The 22,847-nt window shown below is 73.7% G+C and carries 20 protein-coding genes; 11 read left to right on the top strand and 9 right to left on the bottom strand.

Annotated elements, in window-relative coordinates; translation table 11 throughout:
• Window positions 1-74 precede the first annotated feature (74 nt).
• Window positions 75-452 (bottom strand): hypothetical protein, encoded by a 378-nt coding sequence (locus ACFYW3_RS13915; RefSeq protein ID WP_389386356.1) that lies wholly within the window; start codon window positions 450-452, stop codon window positions 75-77.
• Between the two features lie 271 nt (window positions 453-723).
• On the opposite strand from ACFYW3_RS13915, the gene ACFYW3_RS13910 reads away from it, so the two are divergent.
• The gene (locus ACFYW3_RS13910) at window positions 724-1,080 is read left to right on the top strand and encodes a YciI family protein (protein ID WP_351751042.1); all 357 of its coding nucleotides are present in this window, start codon (window positions 724-726) and stop codon (window positions 1,078-1,080) included.
• Window positions 1,081-1,151: 71 nt separating this feature from the next.
• The gene (locus ACFYW3_RS13905; RefSeq protein WP_351751041.1) at window positions 1,152-2,381 is read left to right on the top strand and encodes an RNA polymerase sigma factor; all 1,230 of its coding nucleotides are present in this window, start codon (window positions 1,152-1,154) and stop codon (window positions 2,379-2,381) included.
• A gap of 95 nt (window positions 2,382-2,476) precedes the next feature.
• On the opposite strand, the gene ACFYW3_RS13900 is transcribed toward ACFYW3_RS13905, so the two are convergent.
• From ACFYW3_RS13900 to ACFYW3_RS13885, 4 genes are all read right to left on the bottom strand, one after another.
• Complete coding sequence (locus ACFYW3_RS13900) at window positions 2,477-3,940, bottom strand: condensation domain-containing protein (protein WP_351751039.1); 1,464 nt, start codon at window positions 3,938-3,940, stop codon at window positions 2,477-2,479.
• Window positions 3,941-4,041: 101 nt separating this feature from the next.
• Window positions 4,042-5,016 (bottom strand): ABC transporter ATP-binding protein, encoded by a 975-nt coding sequence (locus tag ACFYW3_RS13895; RefSeq protein WP_351751037.1) that lies wholly within the window; start codon window positions 5,014-5,016, stop codon window positions 4,042-4,044.
• On the bottom strand, window positions 5,013-7,730 hold the full coding sequence (locus tag ACFYW3_RS13890) for a hypothetical protein (RefSeq protein WP_389386355.1): 2,718 nt from the start codon (window positions 7,728-7,730) through the stop codon (window positions 5,013-5,015). The genes ACFYW3_RS13895 and ACFYW3_RS13890 overlap by 4 nt, the downstream gene beginning before the upstream one ends.
• Entirely contained in the window at window positions 7,727-10,990 is a 3,264-nt protein-coding gene (locus tag ACFYW3_RS13885) for an FtsX-like permease family protein (RefSeq protein ID WP_389386354.1), read from the bottom strand. Before ACFYW3_RS13885 ends, ACFYW3_RS13890 begins: the two co-directional genes overlap by 4 nt.
• A 224-nt stretch (window positions 10,991-11,214) precedes the next feature.
• Between ACFYW3_RS13885 and ACFYW3_RS13880 the strand changes: the two genes are divergently transcribed.
• A complete protein-coding gene (locus ACFYW3_RS13880) occupies window positions 11,215-11,946 on the top strand; it encodes an ABC transporter ATP-binding protein (protein ID WP_389386353.1) in 732 nt (243 codons plus the stop codon).
• Window positions 11,947-12,066: 120 nt separating this feature from the next.
• Here the strand turns inward: ACFYW3_RS13880 and ACFYW3_RS13875 are convergent, their stop codons facing one another.
• Complete coding sequence (locus ACFYW3_RS13875) at window positions 12,067-13,029, bottom strand: helix-turn-helix domain-containing protein (protein WP_351751031.1); 963 nt, start codon at window positions 13,027-13,029, stop codon at window positions 12,067-12,069.
• Between the two features lie 291 nt (window positions 13,030-13,320).
• Here ACFYW3_RS13875 and ACFYW3_RS13870 point away from each other — a divergent pair, with 291 nt between their 5' ends.
• Window positions 13,321-13,818, top strand: a complete 498-nt coding sequence (locus ACFYW3_RS13870; protein WP_389386352.1) for a hypothetical protein — start codon at window positions 13,321-13,323, stop codon at window positions 13,816-13,818.
• A 1-nt stretch (window position 13,819) separates the two neighbouring features.
• Window positions 13,820-14,209: a hypothetical protein gene (locus ACFYW3_RS13865; RefSeq protein WP_389386351.1), complete on the top strand. Its 390-nt coding sequence runs from the start codon at window positions 13,820-13,822 to the stop codon at window positions 14,207-14,209.
• Here the strand turns inward: ACFYW3_RS13865 and ACFYW3_RS13860 are convergent.
• Window positions 14,145-14,897 (bottom strand): GntR family transcriptional regulator, encoded by a 753-nt coding sequence (locus ACFYW3_RS13860; RefSeq protein WP_351751026.1) that lies wholly within the window; start codon window positions 14,895-14,897, stop codon window positions 14,145-14,147. The two genes, ACFYW3_RS13865 and ACFYW3_RS13860, sit on opposite strands and share 65 nt — an antisense overlap.
• Before the next feature lie 229 nt (window positions 14,898-15,126).
• Here ACFYW3_RS13860 and ACFYW3_RS13855 point away from each other — a divergent pair, with 229 nt between their 5' ends.
• From ACFYW3_RS13855 to ACFYW3_RS13835, 5 genes are read left to right on the top strand one after another with little or no spacing between them, the layout of a single operon-like run.
• Entirely contained in the window at window positions 15,127-16,296 is a 1,170-nt protein-coding gene (locus tag ACFYW3_RS13855) for an ABC transporter substrate-binding protein (RefSeq protein ID WP_389386350.1), read from the top strand.
• Window positions 16,296-17,195, top strand: coding sequence for an ABC transporter permease subunit (locus ACFYW3_RS13850; RefSeq protein WP_351751025.1), 900 nt, complete (start codon window positions 16,296-16,298; stop codon window positions 17,193-17,195). Before ACFYW3_RS13855 ends, ACFYW3_RS13850 begins: the two co-directional genes overlap by 1 nt.
• On the top strand, window positions 17,183-18,124 hold the full coding sequence (locus ACFYW3_RS13845; RefSeq protein WP_389386349.1) for an ABC transporter permease: 942 nt from the start codon (window positions 17,183-17,185) through the stop codon (window positions 18,122-18,124). Before ACFYW3_RS13850 ends, ACFYW3_RS13845 begins: the two co-directional genes overlap by 13 nt.
• Before the next feature lie 5 nt (window positions 18,125-18,129).
• Window positions 18,130-19,224: an ABC transporter ATP-binding protein gene (locus tag ACFYW3_RS13840; RefSeq protein ID WP_389386348.1), complete on the top strand. Its 1,095-nt coding sequence runs from the start codon at window positions 18,130-18,132 to the stop codon at window positions 19,222-19,224.
• Complete coding sequence (locus ACFYW3_RS13835; protein WP_389386347.1) at window positions 19,221-19,886, top strand: HAD family hydrolase; 666 nt, start codon at window positions 19,221-19,223, stop codon at window positions 19,884-19,886. The genes ACFYW3_RS13840 and ACFYW3_RS13835 overlap by 4 nt, the downstream gene beginning before the upstream one ends.
• 69 nt (window positions 19,887-19,955) lie before the next feature.
• On the opposite strand, the gene ACFYW3_RS13830 is transcribed toward ACFYW3_RS13835, so the two are convergent.
• Window positions 19,956-21,158: an MFS transporter gene (locus tag ACFYW3_RS13830; RefSeq protein ID WP_389386346.1), complete on the bottom strand. Its 1,203-nt coding sequence runs from the start codon at window positions 21,156-21,158 to the stop codon at window positions 19,956-19,958.
• A gap of 73 nt (window positions 21,159-21,231) precedes the next feature.
• On the opposite strand from ACFYW3_RS13830, the gene ACFYW3_RS13825 reads away from it, so the two are divergent.
• Window positions 21,232-21,999 (top strand): DeoR/GlpR family DNA-binding transcription regulator, encoded by a 768-nt coding sequence (locus ACFYW3_RS13825; RefSeq protein ID WP_389386345.1) that lies wholly within the window; start codon window positions 21,232-21,234, stop codon window positions 21,997-21,999.
• Window positions 22,000-22,314: 315 nt separating this feature from the next.
• Here ACFYW3_RS13825 and ACFYW3_RS13820 read toward each other — a convergent pair whose 3' ends face one another.
• Window positions 22,315-22,794, bottom strand: coding sequence for a hypothetical protein (locus ACFYW3_RS13820; protein WP_351751016.1), 480 nt, complete (start codon window positions 22,792-22,794; stop codon window positions 22,315-22,317).
• Window positions 22,795-22,847 lie beyond the last annotated feature (53 nt).

Below are 22,847 nucleotides of genomic sequence, written 5' to 3'. Positions count from 1 at the left end.
GGTTGTCGGGGGCGTCGGGGTGTGCCGGTTGTCGGGGTGCTCCGGTTGTCGGGGGCGTCGGGGTGTTCCGGGTGTCAGCGGGTCGTGGCTCCGCGACCCACCTTGCGGGCCCACAGCACCAACGGCACCTGGAGCGGCAGTCGTGCCAGGGCGACGGCCCGGATGGCGGGGGACTGGCTCCGGGCGTCGGCGGCCATCTTGACGTTCGCGGGGAAGACGCCGACGAAGAACGCCGCCGTGGCCATCGCCGCCACGCGCCGGGTGCGCGGGTGTGCGACGCCGGCGGCCAGTGCCAGCTCGACGACGCCGGACGCGTACGTCCACTGGCGGGGGCTGCCGGGCAGGGAGCGCGGGACCGTCGCGTCGAACCGCTTCGGCGCGACCGTGTGCGCCACCGCCGCGCCCGCCAGCAGACCGGCGAGCAGCAGGGGCGAGGAGGGGGTGCGCGACATCGGGGATCCTTTGTGAGGGGGCCGGGCCCGCGATCCTACTCGTGGGTAGCCGCCGTGCGTCCAGGCCCGCGGCCGGCTCGACTCGGACGGGAGCGGCCCCGCCTGCCGGCCCCGACCCGCCGCGGTGGTGAGAATGCGGATCGGGGCGGATCGGGGCCGGTCCCGAAACTCCCTGGAGAAAGTTTCCCGGAACTGTCGATTCGGGTGTCTCCCGTTCGACGCAGGGGTGAGAGGCGGGGAAAGCCCCCGCCCTCCCGACCGAGGAGTCACCATGCCGCGCTTCCTTTCGCTGATCCGCATCGACGAGCAGAACCTGCCCACCGACGGCTTCACCCCCGAGTTCGAGCAGCGGATGGGCGCCCTCCTGGAGGAGATCACCAAGGCCGGAGTCATGCTCGACACCGCGGGCCTGCTCCCCACCGCCGAGGGCACCCGGGTCACCTGGTCCGGCGGCAAGATCCGATACACCGACGGCCCCTTCACCGAGACCAAGGAGGTCATCGGCGGCTACGCCCTCATGCAGTGCAAGGACAAGGCCGAGGCCCTGGAGTGGACCAAGCGGTTCCTGGAGCTCCACCCCACCACCTGGACGGTCGGCTCCGAGCTCCGCGAGATCGTCGAAGGCTGATCCGGCCGCGTTCGCGGCGTCCTGTTTGCCCTGCCTCGTCACGGCTGCTCTGATGGGTGGCCGTGACGGCAGTGAGTACGACCCGAGCGGTCGAAACGGTGTTCAGGATCGAGTCCGCGCGGATCATCGCCGGCGTGACGCGCATCGTGCGCGACGTCGGCATCGCGGAGGAGATCGCCCAGGACGCCCTGGTCGCCGCGCTGGAGCAGTGGCCCGTGGAGGGTGTCCCGGAGCGGCCGGGCGCCTGGTTGACGACCACCGCCAGGCACCGCGCGATCGATCTCGTCCGCCGCAAGGAGGCCTACGCCCGCAAACTCGCCGAGGTGGGCCGGACCCTGGAGGACGTACCGCCGCCCGCCGAGCCGGCCGAACCGGAGGACATCGACGACGACCTGTTGCGCCTGATCTTCACCGCCTGCCATCCGGTGCTGAAGACGGAGGGCCGGGTCGCGCTCACACTCCGTCTGATGGGCGGGCTGACCACGCAGGAGATCGCCCGCGCCTTCCTCACCTCCGAGTCGACCGTCGCCCAACGCATCGTCCGGGCGAAGCGGTCCCTGGCCACGGCCGGCGTGCCGTTCGAGGTTCCGTACGGCGCCGACCGCGAGCAGCGGCTCGCCTCCGTCCTGGAGGTGATCTACCTCGTCTTCAACGAGGGCTACTCGGCCACCGCCGGGGACGACCTGGTCCGCCCGGCACTGTGCGAGGACGCGCTGCGGCTGGCCCGATTGCTGGCCGGCCTGATGCCCGAGGAGAGCGAGACGCACGGGCTGGTGGCCCTCCTGGAGTTCCAGGCCTCCCGGATCGCCACCCGCACCGGGCCCGACGGCGAGCCGGTGCTGCTCGCCGACCAGAACCGGACCCGGTGGAACCGCATGCTCATCGGGCGCGGTGTCGCGGCACTGCGCCGCGCGGGCACCGGCCCGTACTCCGTGCAGGCCGCGATCGCCGGGTGTCACGCCGCGGCCGTCCGGTACGAGGACACCGACTGGGCGACGATCGTCGCACTGTACGGACGACTCCTCGTGCTGATCCCGTCCCCCGTGGTGGAACTGAACCGGGCCGTCGCCGTCTCCATGGCCGAGGGCCCCGAGGCCGCCCTGCCGCTGGTCGACGCCCTCGCGGGTGAACCGGCCCTCGCCGCCTACCACTTGCTGCCGAGCGTGCGGGGCGATCTGCTGGAACGCCTCGGTCGCGGGGAGGAGGCCCGGGTCGAGTTCGAGCGGGCCGCCTCCCTGACGCGCAACGCCCGAGAGCGTTCCCTGTTGCTGCGTCGGGCACGGGCCGCGACCGGGCGCTGAGCCGGCATCGGGCACGCGCGGTCGGAGCCGCCCTGCCGCGGAGCGGTCCGCGGGCCGCACCCCGGCCGGACTGACGTCCGCCGGGCCGGGGGAGCTCAGGTCTGGACGCGGGGCCGGACCGGCAGACGGGGCGGGGTGAGCGCGATCGGGCGGCGGAACCCGCCGGTCAGGGCGATGTCCCGCACCATCTGGCGCAGGGCCTCCTGGAAGTCGCCCATGGTGCGACGGGCGGCCGCCGTGTCCACGTAGATGGAGTTCATGTGCAGTCCGTCCGCGTCCCGTTGGAACCAGGAGCAGGCGCCGTTCGCCCGCGCCGACCACACGTGGGAGGTGGGCCGCCACTCGTCGTGCCGCTCGGAGCCCCGACACTTGCGCATGTCGATGTACGAGAAGAAGTTCACCGGGTACGGCCACGAACGCGCCGCGAACTCCTCGGGCGCCAACAACTCCCAGGCCCTGACGAACGGCACGTCGATGTGGCGGATCATCTCCCCGAAACCGGCCCGTACCTGCGTCATGACCTGGGTGAAGTCCCGCCCCGGAGAGGCGTCGAACTCGATGGGCATGGTGTTCACGAACCAGCCCACCGAGTTGGTCCAGGCGTCCCGACCGCGCTCGCTGACCGGCATGAACCCGCGGTACACGCCGGGCCCGCCGGCCTCCCGCAGGCACACGGCGACCGACGCGAGCAGCCCCATGAACGGCTTGCCGCCCACCGCCAGACAGGACTTCTCGAACACCTCCGCCTCGGTGGCGTCCAGGAGCGGCGACGCCTCGTTGACGATCGGGTACATCCGGTCCGGCCGCACGCCGAGATCGAGCGGGAACCGCGGGAAGAACTCGCCGTTGCGCTCGATGAACGACTTCCAGTAGCCCAGGCGTTCGTCGTCCGCGCCGATGGAGAGGTACCGGCGCCGCTGTTCCTCGGCGAAGTCCAGATAACTGGGCGCGGTGGCGGGCAGACCGGAGCTCTCGCCCCGGCACAGCGCCTCGTACTCCGTCTCCACCTCGTGCACCACGATCGGCATCGACATGCCGTCGCACACGATGTGGTCGAAGGCGAGGTACACCGTGGCCGAATCCTCACGCAGCACGGCGCCCATGGTGAACAGCGGCCAGGACAGGGTGTCGATGCTGCGTTTGAACCGTTCGACGAGGAAACCGCGCAGCAGCTCGGACGTCTCGAAGACGCCCACCTGGGCTGTTTCGAGGGCGAGTTCATCGGCGGACAGCGGGGCGCAGGCCAGCTCGCCGGCCAGCCGGCGGAACTCGCAGCGCAGTACCTCGTGACGGCCCACGAACGCCAACAGCGCCCGACTGAGCGCCGTTTCGTCGAGCGGTCCCTCGACCTCGAAGGTCACCGCGATCCAGGACGCGACCGGATCGTCGGCGGCGCGGCTCTCCTCGGCGACGGTGAAGTGCTTGTCCTGGTTGAAGGACGCCCTCCTGCCCGACGGATCGCCCCGGTCGGCGTCCTGCGCCGCCGCCGTGGACCGCAAACGCCACTCGACCACCCTTCCGGGCGCCAAGGTGTGCATCTCCAGAGGAAACTGCCGCATTCCGTCATCCCTTCGCCCCCCGAGTCAACCCCGTGCGCCTAACGACACCCGGCCCACGGAAGTGACGCACGCACCCGCGACGGCGTTCGGCGCCGGGCGCGTCAGTCCGTGTCCGGGGTGTCCTGCGCATCGTCGCGGCGAACCTCGATGCGGTCGGCGGCGAGGTCGACCGCCACCCGGTGCTCCATGCCCAGCGCCTCCAGGAACTTGTACGGGAGTTGCACCCGCCCGGTGCGGTCCAGCATCACGTACTCGCGTTCGCTCACGGACTCCGCGCCGTGCTCGTCGGTGACGGTGCGGCGCAGGACCTCGCTGCTGGTGCGACCGTCGCGGATGGCCACCGTGCGACGGACCTCTCCCGCGACCATCGGGTCGTGCGTCACGATCACCACGGTCGCGCCGAGCTCCCGGTTCACGGTACGGAAGGTCTCGAAGATCGCGGCGCCGGTCTCGGAGTCCAGCTCGCCGGTCGGTTCGTCCGCCAACAGGACCGCCGGGTCGTTGGCCATGGCCACGGCGATGGCCACGCGCTGCTGCTGCCCGCCGGACAGCGCGTTCGGCCGCCGCCCGGCCAGGTCGCCGATCTCCAGGGCCGCCAACAGCTCGGCGACGCGCGCGGTCTGGCGCTTGCGGGCCGCGCGCCCGTTCCCGTCCTTCAGCTGCATCGGCAGTGCCACGTTCTGGGCGGCCGTGAGGAACGGCAGCAGGTTGCGGGCGGTCTGCTGCCAGACGAACCCCACGGCCTCGCGCCGGTAGCGCAGCCGCTCCCGCGCCGACATCTCCAGCAGGTCGTGGCCGCCCACGGTGGCCTTGCCCGCCGTCGGCACGTCCAGGCCCGCCAGGATGTTCAACAGTGTCGACTTCCCGCTGCCGGACGCGCCGACCAGCGCGATCAGGTCCCCCCGGGTCACGGTCAGCTCCAGCCCCTGCAGGGCCTGCACCTCGACCCCGTCGGAGCTGAAGATGCGCACCAGTCGGTCGCAGACGATGGCGTGGGCGGGATCGTGACCGCGGGGCTCGGCGGCGGCCACCGCCTTGCGGCGCAGCTCCTCGAAGGTGGGGGCTTCGGTGTTCAACGTCGGTCTCCCGCTCTCAACTCGGTGGTGATCTGGCGCCGGCCGGACACCGCCGCCTCGGCGAGCACGGTCAGTGCCACCAGCGCGGCCAGACCCAGCGACTGAGCCAGCACGGGCCGGACGAGCACGCCCAGCCCGGTCGGGACCGCAGAGCCGACCAGGGTCGTCAGGTCCACCGCGGGACCCAGCAGGGCGACCGCGGCGGCCGCGATCAGACCTCCGCCGAGCGCGGCGGTGACCGCCTGCGGCAACGATTCGACGAGGATCAACGCCACGCCCTGCCGCGGCCGCAGGCCCATGGTGCGCAGTCGGGCCAGCAGCGCGGCGCGTTCGGGCGTGGCCCGGGCCAGGGTGAGCAGGACGGCCAGCGCCGCGAAGCCCGCCGCGCCGGCCAAGGAGGCCCAGAACAACCGGCTCGCGGACCGCTGGAGGGGGTCGTCGGCGAGCTTCGCGACGGTGGCGGCGCTCGTGCGGACGAGGTAGCGGTCGGCCGCCGGGCCGGCGTGGGTGCGGACCACCTCGCGCAGGGCCCCGTCGTCGATGCTTCCCACCGCGAGCCAGTGGGTGGGCGGGGCACCCTTGGGGATCCTGGCGGTGGCCGTGCCCGCCGGCAGCACGATGACGCCCTTGCCGGAGCCCTGCAGGAGGGGCGTGCCGTCGATCCGGGCGACGGGCTTCGCGAGCAGCTCCTCGTCGTTGGCGAAGCGCACGCGGTGCGTTCCGTCGGTGACCTTCCCCACCAGGTCCTCGCTGAACAGCGCGGGGACGGCGGCGGGGGATCCGCCGGCGAGCAGGGCGGGATCGAACCGTCCGCGTCCGACGGTCCGCGAGATCTCCGCGTAGGCCACCGGGTCGGCGACGATCACCGTGACCTTGACGGAGCCCCGGTCGGTGTCGAAGACGTACGCGTCGGCGTCCGCCCACAGGGTGAGCGAGGCCCGTACGCCGGGCAGTTCGCCGGCCGCCTTCGCGAGGGCCTTCGGGACGGGTACCCCCGCGGGTGAGGCGACCTGGGCGTCGCCGCCCACGTCGAGCCGGGCCACCCGCTCCCGGGCGGACTCCACCCCCGCCAGCACGGTGGCCCCGAATCCGCCGGTGGTGACGGCGAGCAGCAGCGCGATCAGCGGCAGTACCGGAGGGCGTGCGCGGTCCCCGGAACCGCGGGCCGCGCGGGTCGCCCCCAGGAAGCCCACCACACCGCGACGGCGACCCACCGCCCGCGCCAGCGCCCCGACGAGCGGCGGCTGGATCCGGGCCAGGAGCAGCCCGCCCGCGAGCGCCAGCAGCAGCGGGGCGGCGACGAGCAGCGGGTCGACTCCCTGTCCCGCCGGGGCGACGCCGCGTTCGCGGACCTCGAACACCGCCGCGCCGGTCGCGGCGAGCACCAGCAGCTCCGCGACCAGTCGGCGGCGTGGGGCGGGCGGCCGCGGCGGCGACAGCAGCACGAACACCCGTACGGGAAAGGCGGTCAGCAGCACGAGGGTGACGGCCGCCGCGGCGAGGAGGGCGGGCAGCAGGCGGGGAGTGGGCAGCAGCAGCACGGCGGCGGCCGTCGCGAGCGCCGCCGCGGGGAGCACCGAGACGGCTCCTTCCGCCAGCACCCGGCGGACGATCGAGGACCGCGAGCCGCCCCGGGCGAGCAGCAACCGCAATTCGGCGAGCCGCCGGTCCCCGCTCAGTCCGGCGGCGAGGAAGAACACGACGAGGGCGACGCCGACGACTCCGGCGGGCCCGATCGCGGCGAGCGGCGCGGCGGCCTGCCGGCGGGCCTCGGCCCGGGCGAGCAGCTCGGGCAGTCGCGAGGTGATCCGCAGGTCGGGCCGGCGGGATTCGACGGTCAGGTCGGTGGCGGTGGGACCGGCCACGTAGGAGGCGACGGCCTCCTTGACCGCGGGCAGCCGGTCGGCGCGCAGGATGTCGGTGTCCACCGGCAACCGCCAGAAGTACTCGGCGCGTTCGCCCCAGGACGCCAGCCGGTCGGCGCCGTCGGGCCCGACCACGGCGGAGGTCTGCCAGTACTGCTTGCGGCTGCCGTTGAGGCAGGCGCGGGTCGCGCACAGCAGGTCGGTCCAGAAGGGGTCGGCCGGGTCGTCGACGCGGTACACGCCGACGATCCGGGCGCTGAGCGGCCCCGAGATGCTCGGAGTGGGGTCCAGGACCGTGCCGACCTTGACGCCGAGGGTGTCGGCGGCGCCCTGGGACAGGGCGATCGGGATCGGCCCGTCCGGCGTGCCGCCGTCGGGCCAGCGACCGTCGACGAGTCGGGTGTGGGCGGAGAGGTCGCGCAGGTACAGCAGGCTCATCTGCGGCGCCACCTCGTACGGGCTCGGCAGCCCCGGGTTCGTCAGGGTCCGCGGTTTGACCGCGCGGGTGCCCGACACGGGGCCGTCGGGCGCCACCGCGAAATCCTTCCCGGTGCGGGACAGCAGGAGGGACCGTACGGAGTCCGACCCCTCGGGCGTGCGGGCACCGGGCTCGGCCTGGGCGGTGGCGAGCAGGCTCGTGAAGCCGGGCCCCTGGTCCCGAAGGAAGGACCGCAGGGCCTGGTCGGAGCCTCGGTCCAGGGCGCGCGGCAGACCGGCGGCGAGCAGCACCGCGACGAAGGCCAGGACGGCGCCCAGCAGGGCGGTCAGCGGCGCGGCACGCAACCGGGTCCGCACCCACGGCGCGGGGCGGGTGTGCGGGGGCGGCGGCGCGGGGGCCGGGCTGGTCACATGTCCTCCACGTGCCGCAGCCGGGCGGCCGCGCTCTGGGCGTTGCGGTTGCGCCGGCCGCCGAGCGCGGTCGACAGCATCGGCACGGCGGCGATGCCCGCGACCAGCAGCAGGGTCGTGGTGCCGGGCAGATCCACCAGAACCTCCGGGACCGGCCGGCGCGCCCCCGGCGTCAGCACCACCAACGGCACCGTCAGGTGCACGATGGCGGCCCCCAGCGCGAGACCGACCCCCGCTCCGAGGCCGACCAGGACGCCGCTCTCGGCGGCGGCCGTCCGGGCCAACGCCCGACGCGGCGCGCCCAGGGCCAGCAGCACGGCGAACTCCCCGGACCGTTCCTGCGCGTTCGCCGCGGCGGCGGCCGCGAAGCCGATCGCCGCCAGGACCGCGCAGGCCAGCGCGAGCGCGGCGAGGGCGGCCTGTGGTCCCGCGCTCAGCGGGTCGTCGAGCAGTCCGGCGACGACCTCCTCGCGCAGCCGCACCTCCTGGACCCCCGCGCCCGCCCGCAGCGCCGCGGCGGCCCGGGCCGGGGCGGGGTCGTCGGCGGAGGCGGCCGGCAGCCACCACTCGTCGGTCGGGGGGACCTGCCTGCCGCCCTGCGCGGCGAACAGCCGGCCGAGCGTGGCCAGGTCCACGGCCACGGCCGTGTCGCCGACCACGGGCAGGGTGTCCGCCGCGGAGGTGATCCGGACCGGCAGCGAATCGCTGCCCAGGGGGACGGTCACCAGGTCGCCGACGTCGGCGCCGATGGCACGGAGGTACGCGTGCGTGGCGACGCCGGGGACCTCGGCGGCGGCCGGGCCGCCCGCGGTCGCGGAGATCTGCACCGGGCCGATCGTGTCGCGCGGGTCCTGGTAGCGCATCCGTACCAACGCCCCGCCGCCCTCCCGGAGCGCGCCGGGCCGAACCCCGTTCGTCGTGGTCGGGGCCGTCAGGTGCCAGGCCGGCGCGACCGCCTCCACCCGCACGGCCGGGCCGTCCCGGGTGTCCGAGACGGCGACACCGCGCACCGTCACCTCACCGCCGACCTGCTTGGGCGAGCCGTGCGGCCGGGCGTCGGGGGAGAACGTGACGACGAAGCCGATGATGCTCAACGGGCCGGCGGCGGATCCGATCGGGGCGTCGGCCAGGGCGTCGACGTCGACCGAGACGATGGTGGGCCCGTTCGAGGGGAGTTGACGCATCGGCGCCCGGTACGTCAGCCCGAACCGGTCGCGCAGCAGCACGCCGATCCCGGGACCGCCGGGCTCGTCCCCGGAGTCCAGGGACACGTCGATGTCGATCCGTCGCGGCTGACCGGGCAGGGCGATCCCCTTCGCGCCCGGGGCGGCCGGCGAGAGCGCCCCGAACAGTTCGCTCATGCCGCGCCCGTCCCGCAGGTCCTCCCGGAGCGGGACCCGCTCGGCGGCGGCGGGAGCGTCCAGCGCGACCAGGGTGCCGGCCCGCCCGCCGGGCAGGGAGTGCTCGCCGCGGATCACCGGGATCATCCTGTCGCCGCCGGGCAGGGTGGCGTATCGGCCGGCCCGCCCCATCGCGGACAGGTCGCTGCCGGAGATCCGCAGCCCTCCCGCGGTGACGAAGTCGGCCTGGTCGTGCTGGGATTCGGTCCAGGCGGTGTGCTGCCCCAGCGCGAGGACCCCGCTGGAGACGGCGAGGACCAGCAGCAGCACGGGCCCCGTGGCCCGCTTGGGGCGGCGGGCCAACTGCCAGCCGACGAGCGCGGGGCCGAGACCGCGGCCCCGCGCGGCGATCCGGCCGCCCAGCCGTGCGGCGAAGGGCAGCAACCGCAGGACGAGCACGGTGCCCGCGCACAGCGCGAGGGTCGGCGCGGCGACCAGCACCGGGTCCACCCCCAGGCCCCCGCCTTGCGCCGCCGGGCCCTCGTCGCCGCTGTACCGGGCGAGTTGGAGGTAGGCGAGGACGGCGAGGACCACCAGCGCGAGGTCACCGCCGGCGCGGGCGGCGCCGGCCACGACGGCCTGGCGGGAACCACTGCGGCGCAGCACGGCTGCGGCCGCCCCGCGCAACACGACGGGCAGGGTGGTCAGCAGTACGCAGAACAGCGCGCAGCCGACCGCCACCGGCCACAGCGACCAGGTGCCGGCGGAGTCGAGGGACAACCGGGACAGCGGCCCGAACCGGCCGGCCAGGCGCAGCAGCGGCGGGGTGACGAGCGGCGCGAGCACGGCGGCGGGGAGGGCGAGCAGCAGTGACTCGGCGGCGGTGAGCAGCCCGAGCCGGCGGCGGGAGGCGCCCCGGGCGGTCAGCAGGATCCGCTCGGCCTCCTTGCGGTCCGTCATCAGATGGGCGACCAGCAGCAGGGCCGCGCCGGCGAGCACCGCGAGCTGAAGGGCGCCGACCAGCAGGGTGGAGCGGGCGACCCGCTGCGCCGAGGTCAACTCGGTGAGCAGATCGGGCAGTTCGGTCTTCGCCTTGAGTCCGGCGGCGGCGAGGGGGGCGCCGATCGAAGATCGTGGGTCGATGCGGGTCGCGGCGGTTCGGACCGTCTCGATGTCGGAGGGTCCGGCGGCGGTGAAGTCCGCGGTCAGCAGGGCGGCGCGGCTGTCCTGCGGGAGCCCGCCGGCGGTGAAGGCGGAATCGTCGGTGACCAGGGGGCCGTACGTGGTGAACGCGCCGACCTGGAGCTCCCGGCCGCCGAGCGGGTCGAGGCGCCAGTACGGGGCGTCCGGTTCGGCCGCCCGGTAGACGCCGGTCACGCGGACGGTGAGCGGGGGCCCGCCGTAGCGGTCGTCGAGCCCGACCTCGGCGGGCAGTGCGTCGGCGGTCAACCCGAGCCGTTTCAGGGCCGCCTGGGGCACGGCCACCTCGACGCGGGAGGAGGTGTGCGCGAGCGGCCGGGGCCACGTGCCGGACAGGAGCCGTACCCGATCCCGGTCGAGGGCCGCGAGCAGGGTCAGGTCCGCTTCCTTGCCGGGGGCCCGGGGGCCGGGAAGCCCGTACGCGCGGCTTCGCGCCACGCTCCGGACGTCGACCGGCAGCCCGCCGAACAGTCCGGTGGCGAAGGCGCGTACGGCCTCGTCGTCCTTGGCGCGGCTGCTCGTCGGATGCTCTCCGGTGACCGTCACCGTGGTGCGAGCGTGCCCCGGACCGTGGATCGCCTGTCGGAGCCCGGCCTCGTCCACCCCACGGGAGAAGGCGAGCAGCGCGCTCAGCGCGGTCGTGGCGATGAGTACGGTCAGCAGCACGGCGGCGGCGAGCGGCAGTCGCCCACGCAGCCGGCGCACGACGAAGCCGATCATGTGCCTGTTCCTCCCCCGTCCGGACCTCTGGCCCCGGATAGCGGACGATCTTGTCAGAATCGATCCCTTATCGGAAGGTACTTGCGCGAGGGATGTGACGGATGAGCAAATTCGGAAGTAGTCGAAACGCGGCCGCCGGAGGCAGCCGCGAGTAGCTGAACGGCCGTGCGGCGGGCGGTGCCCACGGGCGAGTCCGGACCGGCCGAACCGAGGGGGATCCCACCATGACGCAGCACCAGGTCGACACCGAGGCACCCATGGTGGTGGTGCGGGACCTCCGGCGGAGCTTCGGAACCGGTCAACAGGCCGTACACGCCCTGCGCGGCGTCTCGTTCGACATTCGCAGGGGCGAACTGGTCGCGCTCAAAGGCCGATCCGGCTCCGGCAAGACGACCCTGCTGAACCTGGTCGGCGGACTGGACGCCCCGAGCGGCGGCAGCGTCGCCCTCGACGGAACCGACCTGGTCACGCTGGGCGAATCCGGGCGACTCGCACTGCGCCGTGACCGGATCGGCTTCGTCTTCCAGTCCTTCGGGCTGATCCCGGTCCTGACCGCCGCGGAGAACATCGGCATCCCGATGCGCATGCGAAGGGTCCCGGCCAGGCAGCGTGAGGAACGCGTCCGCACGCTGCTGGCCCTGGTCGGTCTCTCCGACCACGCGGCGCAGCGTCCCGGCGAACTCTCCGGCGGTCAGCAGCAGCGCGTGGCCGTGGCCCGGGCACTGGCCAACGAGCCCGCCCTGATCATCGCGGACGAGCCCACCGGCCAACTGGATTCCGAGACGGGCCGCTCGATCATGGAACTGCTGCGCGCGGTGGTGCGCAGCGAGGGCGTCACCGCCCTGGTGGCCACCCACGACCCGGCCCTGGTGGAACTCGCGGACCGGGTGGTGGAACTGCACGACGGCCGCGTCGCGGAGCCCGATCCCGCGCCCGCGCACACGGCGCGGGCGTAGGGGACGGGCGGGCGGCCGTGGTCGGCCCGGGACCCGGACGGCCCTGCGTCATCGCCGGTCGCACGGCCCGCGGGGTCCGTCGGACGGCCGTCGATCAGCCGCGCATCCGACACGCGCGGATCACAGCACCTCGGCGGGCGTCCCGCGGAAGGAGGAGCGGTAGGCCTGCGGGGTGATCCCGGCGACCCGCTTGAACCGCTCCCGGAACGCGGTGGGTGAGCCGAACCCGGCCTGCGCGGCGATGCGCTCGACGCCGTACTCGGTGGTCTCCAGCAGGAACTGGGCCCGCCGGACCCGGGCGCGCAGCAGCCACTGCAACGGCGTGGTCCCCGTCTGCTCCCGGAACCGGCGACTGAAGGTGCGCTCGCTCATGCCGGTCCGGGCGGCCATGGCGGCGAGCGTGAGGTCCCGCCCCAGGTTGTCCTCGATCCAGGAGAGTGCCGGCTCCAACAGCGACCCGCGGGGCACGGGGGGTTGGGCGTGCACGATGAACTGGGCTTGCCCGCCCTCCCGTTCGAGCGGCATCACCGACAGTCGCGCGGCGTCCGCCGCGACCGCCGACCCGAAGTCCCGCCGGATCATGTGCAGACACAGGTCCAGCCCGGCCGCCGCCCCCGCCGAGGTGAGCAACTGCCCGTTGTCCACGTAGAGCACGTCGGGGCGCACGTCGACCAGCGGGAACTCCTCGGCCAGCCGCGCGGCCGCGATCCAGTGGGTCGTCGCCCCCAGTCCGTCCAGCAGCCCGGTCGCGGCGAGGACGAACGCGCCCGCGCAGATCGAGGCGATCCGGGTCCCGGCCGCCGCCGCGGAGCGCAGGGCCGCCAGTACCGCCGGGTCGGGCGGCGGGGCGTCCTCCGCGCGGCCGGGCACGACGATGGTGTCGGCGTCGGCCAAGGCGTCCAATCCGTACGGGGCGCGGATCGTGAACGCGTTGCTCGCGGTCACCTCGCCCCCGGTTCCGCACACCCGGACCCGGTAGGGCAGCCGTCCGTCGGCCAGTCGGGCCCGCCCGAACGCCTCGACGGGGGTCGCGATGTCGAAGGCCACCACATGGTCCAGCGCGAGGACCGCCACGGTATGCATGCCACCCACGGTAGTTCGGTTCCCGCCATGCTCGAACAGGCAGGTCACGATCCTGCGAAGGAGAAGGAGGCCGGTGGAGAGGGTTGGCGGGATCCCGTTGCCCTTTGTCGTTTCTGCCCATGGGAGGAGCCGGGCGAGCCTCTTAGCGTGGGTCGCGCACACCCCCCCGAAGCGAAAGAGGCAAGCGGACATGCACGTTCGGTTCGTCCTGTTCGATGGATTCGACCCCCTTGATGTCATCACGCCCGGCGAGGTGCACGCGGCGGGCACGCACGGCGTCACCCTCGCCGCGTGACCGCGTTCCTGCTCGCCGTGCACGTGGTGGCGGCCATCCTCGCCGTGGGGCCGGTGACCGTCGCGGCGAGCATGTTCCCGGCCGCCGCCCGGCGCGTTCGCCCCGGCGAGTCCTGCGAACCACCGGCCGGGGTCGGCGCGTCCGCCGCGTCCGGCGTGGGTGCGGTACGGCTGTTGCACCGCGTCTGTCGGGTCTACGCCGCGGTGGGCGTGGCGGTACCGGTGTTCGGCCTCGCGACCGCGTCCTCGCTCGGGGTGCTGACCGATGCCTGGCTGATCACCTCGATGGTCCTCACCGCCGTCGCCGCCGCGATCCTCGCGCTGCGGATCCTGCCGGGCCAGGAGGCCGTGTTGGCCCGACTGGAAGAGGACGAGGCGCCCGTGGAGAGGGCGGACACGGCCCGACTGGCCCTGCTCACCGGCGCGTTCAACCTGTTGTGGGTCACGGTGACCATCCTCATGATCATTCGTCCCGGTTCGACGACGGGAGCCTGAGGTGAACGCGCCCCGACCCGGACGGCTGCTCCGGACGGCCGCAGGCATCGAACTCGGCTCGCTCCTGGTCCTGTTGGTGAACCTCGCCACCGTGCACCTGGCGTCGATCTCCTCGCTCGCCGGCCCCGTGCACGGCTGCGCCTACCTGTTCACCGTGGTCGCGGTGGCCCGCGACCCGAGACGTACCCCGCTGACCACGACACTCGCCCTGCTGCCCGGGATCGGCGGCGTCCTGGCCCTGCGCGGGCTCACCCGATCCGATGCCACCGCCCCCGTGGACCGGCAGCCGGCGGCGATCACGGAATCCGCGCGCCGCCCTCCCGCGCTCATGTCTGACGATCGCCCGGGTGCCTCTCCAGGGGGGTCGCGACCGCCGAGTTGCTCACACTGAAGGTGACGCTGCCCGCCCGGTAACGGTCGTCGGACCACTCGATCGGGCGGCCGGTACGGGTCGCGGAGACATGACGCTGGCGGAGCAGGGCCCCGCCGCGCCTGATCCCCAGCAGTCGGGCGTCCTCGCTGCCGGCCGGCAGCGCGTCGATCAGGTGCTCGCCGTACTGGGCGACGATCCCCGAGTCGCGCGCGAGGCTGTCCATCACGGAGCGGCAGTCCTCCGGCAGCGCCTCGACCGCCGCCGCGACCCAGTCGGCGTACGCGGTGCGCTCCACCATGGTCGGCTCACCGTCCAGCATGCGCAGCCGCAGCACGGCCAGGATCTGCGTACCCGGCGGCACCGCGAGCCGCCGCGCCTCCTCGGCGTCGGCGGGACGTCGGGTACGCGAGAGGAACCGGCCGGCGGCCTCGTGCCCCACGCCCTCGGCCCACTGGGCGAAGCTGTTCAGCTCGCCGAAACTGTGCTTGCGCTCGTGACGCAGGACGATCCTGCGCGCGCCCTGCCGGGAGCCCACGAGTCCTTCGGCGGCGAGGGTGGCCACCGCCTGGCGGACCGTGCCGCGCGAGGCCGACCAGCGGGCGGCCAGATCGCTCTCCGAGGGCAGCCGCGCACCCACCCGGTACTCGCCGGACAGGATCGCCTGCCGCAGCGCCTCGGCGATCTCCAGATACCTGACCGTGCCCATGCCGTGCGCCCCTCGTCGAACCGACCGTCTTCCCGTTACTCATGATCATCGAACCGCCCCTGTCACGGCTTCTTTCGGTCAATCTCCGCTCTTCCGCAAGCCGTGCTCCACGGTCCAGCCGCCGTTCACCGTCCGTACAGCGGACCCGGGCGAACTGGAGCCAACTTGTTCAGACAAGTGGTCTGACAAGTGGTCGGACAAGAAACCCCCTTCGTCTCCGGGAGAGACCGTGCTCAGTTCCTCCGCCCGTCGTGGTGCGGCCGTACTGCTCGGCGTCGCCGTCCTCACCACGCTCAGCGCGTGTGGTGCCGCCCCCGACCAGCAGAACGCCGGTTCGACCGGTGACGCCAAGAAGGACGTACAGCCGGGCGCCGCGGCCTCCCTGGCCGACTTCGGCGACCTGAAGGGCCTCGTCGCCGCGGCCGAGAAGGAGGGCCGGCTCAATGTGATCGCGCTGCCCGCCGACTGGGCGAACTACGGCGAGATCCTCAAGGCCTTCCAGGCGAAGTACCCCAAGATCCAGATCAACAGCGAGAACCCGGACGCCGCCAGCGCCGACGAGATCGCCGCCGTCAAGTCCCGCAAGGGCCAGAAGCGGGCCCCCGACGTCCTCGACCTCGGCATCGCCTTCGCCCGCAGCGGAGCCGGCGAGAACCTCTTCGCCCCGTACAAGGTCACCGCCTGGGACAAGATCCCCGCCGGTCAGAAGGACGCCGACGGCCGCTGGTACAACGACTACGGCGGCTACATCTCCATCGGCTGCGACGCCGCCCGCGTCCCGAACTGCCCGAAGACCTTCGCGGACCTCCTGAAGCCCGAGTACAAGGGCAAGGTCGCCCTCAACGGCAACCCGACCAAGTCCGGTTCCGCCTTCGGCGGCGTCTACGCGGCGGCCCTCGCCAACAAGGGCTCCTTCGGGGACATCCAGCCCGGCATCGACTTCTTCGGACAGCTGAAGAAGAGCGGCAACTTCATCCCCGTCGAGTCCACCCCGGCCACCGTCGAAAAGGGCGAGACGCCCATCTCCATCGACTGGGACTACCTCAACGCCGGCTACGCCGACCAGTTCAAGGGCAAGGGCGTCGACTGGAAGGTCGCCGTCCCCACCGACGGCGTCTACGCCCAGTACTACTCGCAGGCCATCAACAAGGACGCCCCCAACCCGGCGGCCGCCCGCCTGTGGATGGAGTTCCTCTACAGCGCCGAGGGCCAGAACCTCTGGCTGAAGGGGTACGCCCGCCCGGTCCTGCTCCCCGTCATGACGCAGGACGGCAGCGCCGACAAGGCCGCCGTCGAGAAGCTGCCCAAGGTCCAGGGCACCCCGTCCTTCCCGGCCTCCGCCGAGCTCGACAAGGCCAAGGCCACCCTCGCCGAGAAGTGGGACAAGGCCCTCTCCTGATGTCAGCCACCTCCACCACCCCCCACCAGGGGACCGCCGGCGGCACCCGCCGCCGGCGGCGCGGCCCGCGCACCTGGCTCGCCACCCTGCCCCTCCTCGTCTTCACCGGGCTGTGCTTCGGCATCCCGCTCGGCGCCATCGCCTTCGGAGCCGTCACCACCACCGACCCGGCCCGCGGCGCCACCGCCCTGACCGGCGAGCACCTCGCGCGCTCGCTCCAAGGCCCCTACCTCGACTCCCTCGTCGGCAGTGTCCGGCTCTCCGCCCTGACCGCGCTGATCGGCGGCGTGCTCGGCGTGCTGATCGCCCAGGCCGTGGTCACCTCACGGTCGACGGCCCTGCGCAGTGCCACCCTCACCGCGTCGGGCGTGCTGGCCAACTTCGGCGGCGTCCCGCTGGCGTTCGCGTTCATCGCCACCGCCGGCATCTCCGGAGTCGTCACCCGACTCGCCGATCTCGGCGGCCTCGGCTGGAACCTGTACTCCTTCACCGGCCTCTGCGTCGTGTACCTGTACTTCCTCACCCCGCTGATGGTCCTGGTCATCGCGCCGGCGCTCGACGGACTGCGCCCGCAGTGGCGCGAGGCCGCGGAGAACAGCGGGGCCACCGGCCGGCAGTTCTGGCGCCACGTCGGACTGCCGGTCCTCGCGCCCTCGTTGCTCGGCGGGTTCGTGCTGCTCTTCGGCACCGCCTTCGCCGCGCACGCCACGGCCGCCGCACTCGTCGGAGGCTCCGTGCCCCTGGTCACGCTGAAGATCGCGGACGCGCTGTCCGGGAACGTCCTCACCGGCCAGGAGAACGTGGCACTCGCCCTCGGCCTCGACATGATCCTGATCGCCGGCCTGGTCATGGCGGTCTACCTGCCCCTCCAGCGACGGAGCGCCCGATGGCTGCGATGACCCCGACGCCCACCCGGAACACCGTCGTGGCCCTGGAGGCCGCCGCCGCGGGGGAGCCGGCCGCCGCGCCGGCCCGGAGCCCGCGCAGGTCCCGACCACGCCCCCGGGTCTGGCGCGGCGCCGTACTCCTCCTGGCGGGCGCCTACTTCCTCGTACCGCTCGTCGCCTCCTTCGTGTTCACCGTGCACGTGCCGGGCCAGGGCGTCACCTTCGCCGCCTACACCGAACTCCTCGCCGCCGACGGCTTCACCGAGAGCCTGCTGCTCTCCCTGGGTCTCGCCGCCGCCACCATCGCGCTGTCCCTGCTCCTCGCGGTGCCCGCGCTGATCGGCGTGCGCGTCGGCTCGCCCCGGCTGCGCCCGGTCGTCGAGGTCATGTGCATGCTGCCCCTGGTGGTGCCGCCCATCGCGCTGGTCACCGGCATCACCACCGTGCTGCGGTGGGGACCCGAGCACCTCTCGCGGACCCCGCTCTACCAGACCTTCCTCGCGGTCCAGGACGAGAGGTTCCCCGTCGTCCTGGTCCTCGCCTACACCGTGCTGGCGCTCCCGTTCGTCTACCGCTCCCTCGACGCCGGCCTGCGCGCCGTGGACGTGCCCACCCTGGTCGAGGCGGCCCGCAGCTGCGGCGCGAGCTGGCCGTACGTCGTCCTGCGCGTCCTGCTGCCCAACCTGCGGGCCTCGCTCGCCGGAGCCGCCTTCCTCACCCTGGCCCTGGTGCTCGGCGAGTTCACCATCGCCTCGCTCCTGGGATTCCGGCCCTTCGCGGTGTGGATCGTCTCCATCTCCGGGGCCCAGGCCCGGATGTCGGTGGCCGTCTCCATCCTGAGCCTCCTGATCACCTGGCTGCTGCTGCTCGTCCTCTCGCGGGCCGGGACCACCCCGACCGCCGCGACCGGCGTCGCCCCCACCTCCCGCAAGGAGTCCTGACCCCCATGTCCACCACCCTTCCCGCGACCCGGAAGCCGGCGGATCCCGACACCCCCGCGGGGGCGCGCGTCGAATTCCGCGGCCTGCGCCGGACGTTCGGCTCCACTGTGGCCCTGGACGGTCTCGACCTGACCATCGAACCGGGCGAACTCGTCGCCCTGCTCGGACCGTCGGGCTGCGGAAAGACCACCGCGCTGCGCGTCGTCGCCGGCTTCGAACAGCCCGACGCCGGTGAGGTCCTCGTCGACGGACAGGACATCACCCGCGTCCCGGCCAACCGCCGCGACGCCGGGATGGTCTTCCAGTCGTACAGCCTCTTCCCGAACCTCAACGCCCGCGACAACGTGGCCTTCGGCCTGCGCGTGCGCAAGGTGGACGCGGCACGGCGCCGCGAGCGGGCCGCCGAACTCCTCGACCTCGTCGGCCTGCCCGACCACGGCGACCGCTACCCGCACCAGATGTCCGGCGGCCAGCAGCAACGCGTCGCACTGGCCCGCGCCCTCGCCCTGCGCCCGCGCGTCCTGCTCCTCGACGAGCCGCTCTCCGCGCTCGACGCCAAGGTGCGCTCGAACCTGCGCGACGAGATCCGCCGACTCCAACTCTCCCTCGGCATCACCACCGTGTTCGTCACGCACGACCAGGAAGAGGCCCTGTCGATGGCCGACCGCGTCGCCGTGCTGAACGCCGGGCGGCTGGAGCAGTGCGCGGCCCCCGCCGAGCTGTACGAGCGGCCGGCGACCCCCTTCGTCGCCGAGTTCGTCGGCACCATGAACCGGCTCCCCGGCCGGCTCACCGACTCCGGGCTGGTGGAGGTGGCGGGCGCACGGCTGCCCGTGGACGGCCCCGTCCCGACCCGCGGGGACGTGGAGGTGCTGGTCCGCCCGGAGAACGTCACCGCGACCGCCGACACCGCCGGCACGGCCACCGTGGTCTCCGCCGCCTTCTTCGGATCCGTCACCCGACTCCACCTCGAACTGCCCGGCGGGACGAGCGTCAAGGCCGACCTGCCGTCGCGGGACGCCGGGGAACTGCCGCCCGGCGCGCGGGCGACCGTGGGCCTGGCCGAACGGCCCGTACTCGTCGTGGCGAGGGCCGAGTGAGCGGGCTCGGGGCGGTCCTGTTCGACATGGACGGCACCCTCGTGGACACCGAGGTGCTGTGGTGGCGGACCGCCGAGGAGATCGCCGCCGCGCTGGGCCACACCCTGACCGACGCGGACGCGCCCGAGGTCGTCGGCCGGGCGGTGGAGGACACCGCCGCCCACCTCGTACGGGTCACGGGCGGGGGAGACCCCGCCCGGGTGGGCGCCGCGCTCACCGAGGACTTCCTGCGGCGGGTGCGGGCCGGCGCGCCCATGCGACCGGGCGCCCGGCGGCTGCTGACCGCGCTCACCACCGAAGGAGTGCCCTTCGCCCTGGTCAGTGCCTCGCCGCGGGTGGTGGTCGACTCGGTGCTCGGCGGCGCGCTGGCCCGGGTTCCCTTCGCCCTCACGCTCTCCGCCGACGACACCGCGCGGACGAAGCCCCACCCGGACCCCTACCGGGCCGCCGCCGAACGACTGGGTCTCGAACCGAGGGCGTGCGTGGCGGTGGAGGACTCCCCAGACGGCGCGGCCTCGGCGGAGGCGGCCGGCTGCGGGGTCCTGGTGGTGCCGTCCCTGCTGCCGGTGCCCACCTCGGCGGCGCGCCGCTTCGCGCGGACGCTGGAGGAGGTCACCCCGGACGTCCTGCGCGGGTGCCTGGCCCCGGGCCTCGCCTCCTGACCACGTGCCGCAGGGACCGGGTCGTGCCCCTCGGAGTCGGCGCGGCGCGCAGGGTGCTCACGCGGCTCCTCACGCGGCCGGCTCCGATGCCGGCCGCGGGTGCGCGCCCTCGACGGCCGGCGGCCGGGCCCGCAGCACCCCGGCCGCGCCCGCCGCGACGAGACAGAGCGCGACGGGCAGCAGCAGCGCCAGGTTGAGCGGCACCAGGTGCGTGAGCGGGCCGATCACGGCCGGCCCGGCCAGCATGCCGAGGTAACCCAGGCCGGCGACCCGGGACACGTTGGTCCCGGAGCCGCCCCGGTCCTCGTGCCCGGCGGCGCTGAAGAACTGCGGGACGCAGCCGGACAGCCCCAGGCCGAGGGCCGTCCAACCGGCCAGTGCCACCGGGACGGAGTCGCCGAGCGCGGCGGCCGTCAGCCCCAGGGCCGCCAACACGGCCCCGTACCGCACGACGACCACCGGCCCGGTGCGGGCCACCACCCGGTCGGTGACCAGGCGTCCGGCGGTCATCGCGGTGGAGTAGGCCCCGTAGGCCAGGGCGGCCGTCGCCGCGGGGGCGTCGAGGACGTCCCGCAGGTGCAGCGCGCTCCAGTCGTTGGCGACGCCCTCACAGAGCATCAACGCGAAGGCGAGTGCGGCCAGGGCCCAGATCCGCGTTGGCGTACGCCGCTTCACCCCCGGCGCCGCCTCGGCACGGTCCTTCGCCCGCTCGGCGGGAGACGGCAGCAGGGCCGCCGAGGCCGGCACGGTGAGGACGAGCCCGAGCACGGCCACCGTCGTCAGCGTCAGGGTCGTGCTCCAGCCGAGCCCGAGCGTCAGTGCCCCGGTGAGGGCGGCGAGCACCCCGCCCAGCGAGAACACCGCGTGGAAGGCGGACATGACCGGACGCCCGTAGGCCCGTTCCACCTGTACGGCATGGGTGTTCATGGCGACGTCGAGACAACCGTTGCCGAAGCCCAGCACGAACAGGGCCACGCCCAGGGTCAGGACGTCACCCGCCACCGCGGGCGACACCAGGGCGGCGCTGCAGAGGACCGCCCCGGCCGGAACCGTGCGGCGGCTGCCGAGCCGGTCCGTGAGCGGCCCGGCGATCTGCATGCCCAGGAACGCCCCGGCGCCCAACAGCAGGAGCAGCGAGCCCAGGACCGCGTGGCTGATGCCGGTGCGGTGTTCCACGGCGGGAATGTGCACGATCCACATGCCCATGACGAATCCGTTGAGCGCGAAGAAGGCGAAGGTGGCGAGGCGCGCGGCCCGCAGCGATCTGCTCATGGAAAACACCATAGAGAACAGAATTGATGTTCACCAGCTTGAGTTTCGAACATTGAGAATGTTCAATGAGGGTATGGCGAGCACAGCGAGCACAGATCGACTGAAGCGGATCACCGAGGCCGTACGCGACCGCGAGGAACTGAGCGTGGCGGAACTCGCCGAACTCACCGGTGCCTCGGAGATGACCATCCGCCGCGACCTGGAGGCACTGGCCGACCAGGGCGTGTTGGAACGCTTCCGCGGCGGCGCCCGCAGCCTGCTGCTGCGCGGCGAGGAGCCCCCGTTCGCCCTGCGCGCCCAAGAGGGCGAGGACGTCAAACGGAGGATCGCCGCCGAAGTGGCATCCCTGATCGCGGACGGGGAATCGGTGGTCGTCGACAGCGGCACCACCTGCCTGGAAGTGGCCCGCGCCCTGAAGGAGCGCCGGATCACCGTCATGCCCCTGTCCCTGCACGCCGCCAACGCGCTGACCGGGGCACCCCACCTGACGCTCCTGCTGCCCGGCGGACGGCCGCGCCCGGGGGAGCTGGCCCTGACCGGGCCCCTCACCGAGACCTCACTGGCCGCGCTGCGCTTCGACACCGCCGTCATCGGCTGCTGCGGCCTGGTCCCGGCGGACGGCCTCACCGCCTACGACCTGGCCGACGCCGCGGTCAAACGCGCCGCCATCGCCTCGTCGCGCCGGGTCATCGCGGTCGCGGAGGCGGCGAAGCTGACGCGCACGGCGCTGGCCTTCGTCGCCCCCACCGCGACCCTGCACGCGGTCGTCACCGACGCCTCCGCCCCGGAGACCGCGCTCGAGGCGTTGACCAGGGAGGGCGTCACGGTAAGAGCGGTGTGACGGGCCGAGTGGCGTGGGGGTGGTGGCGGCGTGTGGCGGGCCGAGGGGGGTGCGGGCGATGGCTCGGGCGGGCCGCTCCCGCCGTCACGCGCGGGCCCGGCACCGTTACGCGAGGGTCCCGCATCGTCACGCGAGGGCCCGGCTCCGTCATGCACAGGCCCCGCACGGTCACGCGCGGGCCCGGCACCGTCACGCGAGGGTCCCGCATCGTCACGCGCGGGCCCGGCTCCGTCATGCACAGGCCTCGCACGGTCACGCGAGGGCCCGGCTCCGTCACGCGCAGGCCTCGCACGGTCACGCGCGGGTCCCGCACCGTCACGCGCAGAGGGTCAGGATCTCGATGACGCCCTCCGCGTACGCGGCCGTCACCGAGTCCGGGCCGGCGGCCGCCTCCCGACGCAGCTCGGGCAGGGACCGGCGGACGAAGGCCGCGCACTGCCCGTACAGCCCGGCCTCGTGCGAGGAGCCGTCGTCCTCCGTGCCCAGCAGGGCCAGCAGCGTGCGCAACAGCGCCTCGCGGGTCGCCTGGCGGGGCGGGCCGGCCGACCAGATCGCCATCAGTACCCCGCAGGCCGCCGGAGCCGGCGCCTGGAGCCTCGACCAGGTGAAGACATGCCCGGCCAGGGCGTGGAACGCGGCCGGGTGTCCCTCGGCGGCGTCCCAGAGCGTGGGGACGAGATGCTCGGCGGAATGCCCGCATCCACATTCAATGGCCTCCCAGTCGTGCCGTTCGATCTCCGCCTCCACGGCATCCGGCACCAAGGGGCTGCGCCGGGGATTGTCCGTCCGTTTCATGGGGCCAGTATGGGAGCCGCGGACCACCCCCGACCAGGGCCCATCCGGCTGGC

Source organism: Streptomyces sp. NPDC002602 (assembly GCF_042889445.1).
Taxonomy (GTDB): domain Bacteria; phylum Actinomycetota; class Actinomycetes; order Streptomycetales; family Streptomycetaceae; genus Streptomyces.
The sequence above is the reverse complement of the archived record's forward strand: the minus strand, read 5'-3'. Positions and strand labels throughout refer to the sequence as shown.

Excerpts from the sequence above, each read along its gene's own strand:
- ACFYW3_RS13915 (WP_389386356.1), bottom strand. The coding sequence starts at position 452 with ATGTCGCGCACCCCCTCCTCGCCCCTGCTGCTCGCCGGTCTGCTGGCG.
- ACFYW3_RS13910 (WP_351751042.1), top strand. The coding sequence starts at position 724 with ATGCCGCGCTTCCTTTCGCTGATCCGCATCGACGAGCAGAACCTGCCC.
- ACFYW3_RS13900 (WP_351751039.1), bottom strand. The coding sequence starts at position 3,940 with ATGCGGCAGTTTCCTCTGGAGATGCACACCTTGGCGCCCGGAAGGGTG.
- ACFYW3_RS13885 (WP_389386354.1), bottom strand. The coding sequence starts at position 10,990 with ATGATCGGCTTCGTCGTGCGCCGGCTGCGTGGGCGACTGCCGCTCGCC.
- ACFYW3_RS13880 (WP_389386353.1), top strand. The coding sequence starts at position 11,215 with ATGACGCAGCACCAGGTCGACACCGAGGCACCCATGGTGGTGGTGCGG.
- ACFYW3_RS13875 (WP_351751031.1), bottom strand. The coding sequence starts at position 13,029 with ATGCATACCGTGGCGGTCCTCGCGCTGGACCATGTGGTGGCCTTCGAC.
- ACFYW3_RS13860 (WP_351751026.1), bottom strand. The coding sequence starts at position 14,897 with ATGGGCACGGTCAGGTATCTGGAGATCGCCGAGGCGCTGCGGCAGGCG.
- ACFYW3_RS13850 (WP_351751025.1), top strand. The coding sequence starts at position 16,296 with ATGTCAGCCACCTCCACCACCCCCCACCAGGGGACCGCCGGCGGCACC.
- ACFYW3_RS13845 (WP_389386349.1), top strand. The coding sequence starts at position 17,183 with ATGGCTGCGATGACCCCGACGCCCACCCGGAACACCGTCGTGGCCCTG.
- ACFYW3_RS13840 (WP_389386348.1), top strand. The coding sequence starts at position 18,130 with ATGTCCACCACCCTTCCCGCGACCCGGAAGCCGGCGGATCCCGACACC.
- ACFYW3_RS13830 (WP_389386346.1), bottom strand. The coding sequence starts at position 21,158 with ATGAGCAGATCGCTGCGGGCCGCGCGCCTCGCCACCTTCGCCTTCTTC.
- ACFYW3_RS13825 (WP_389386345.1), top strand. The coding sequence starts at position 21,232 with ATGGCGAGCACAGCGAGCACAGATCGACTGAAGCGGATCACCGAGGCC.
- ACFYW3_RS13820 (WP_351751016.1), bottom strand. The coding sequence starts at position 22,794 with ATGAAACGGACGGACAATCCCCGGCGCAGCCCCTTGGTGCCGGATGCC.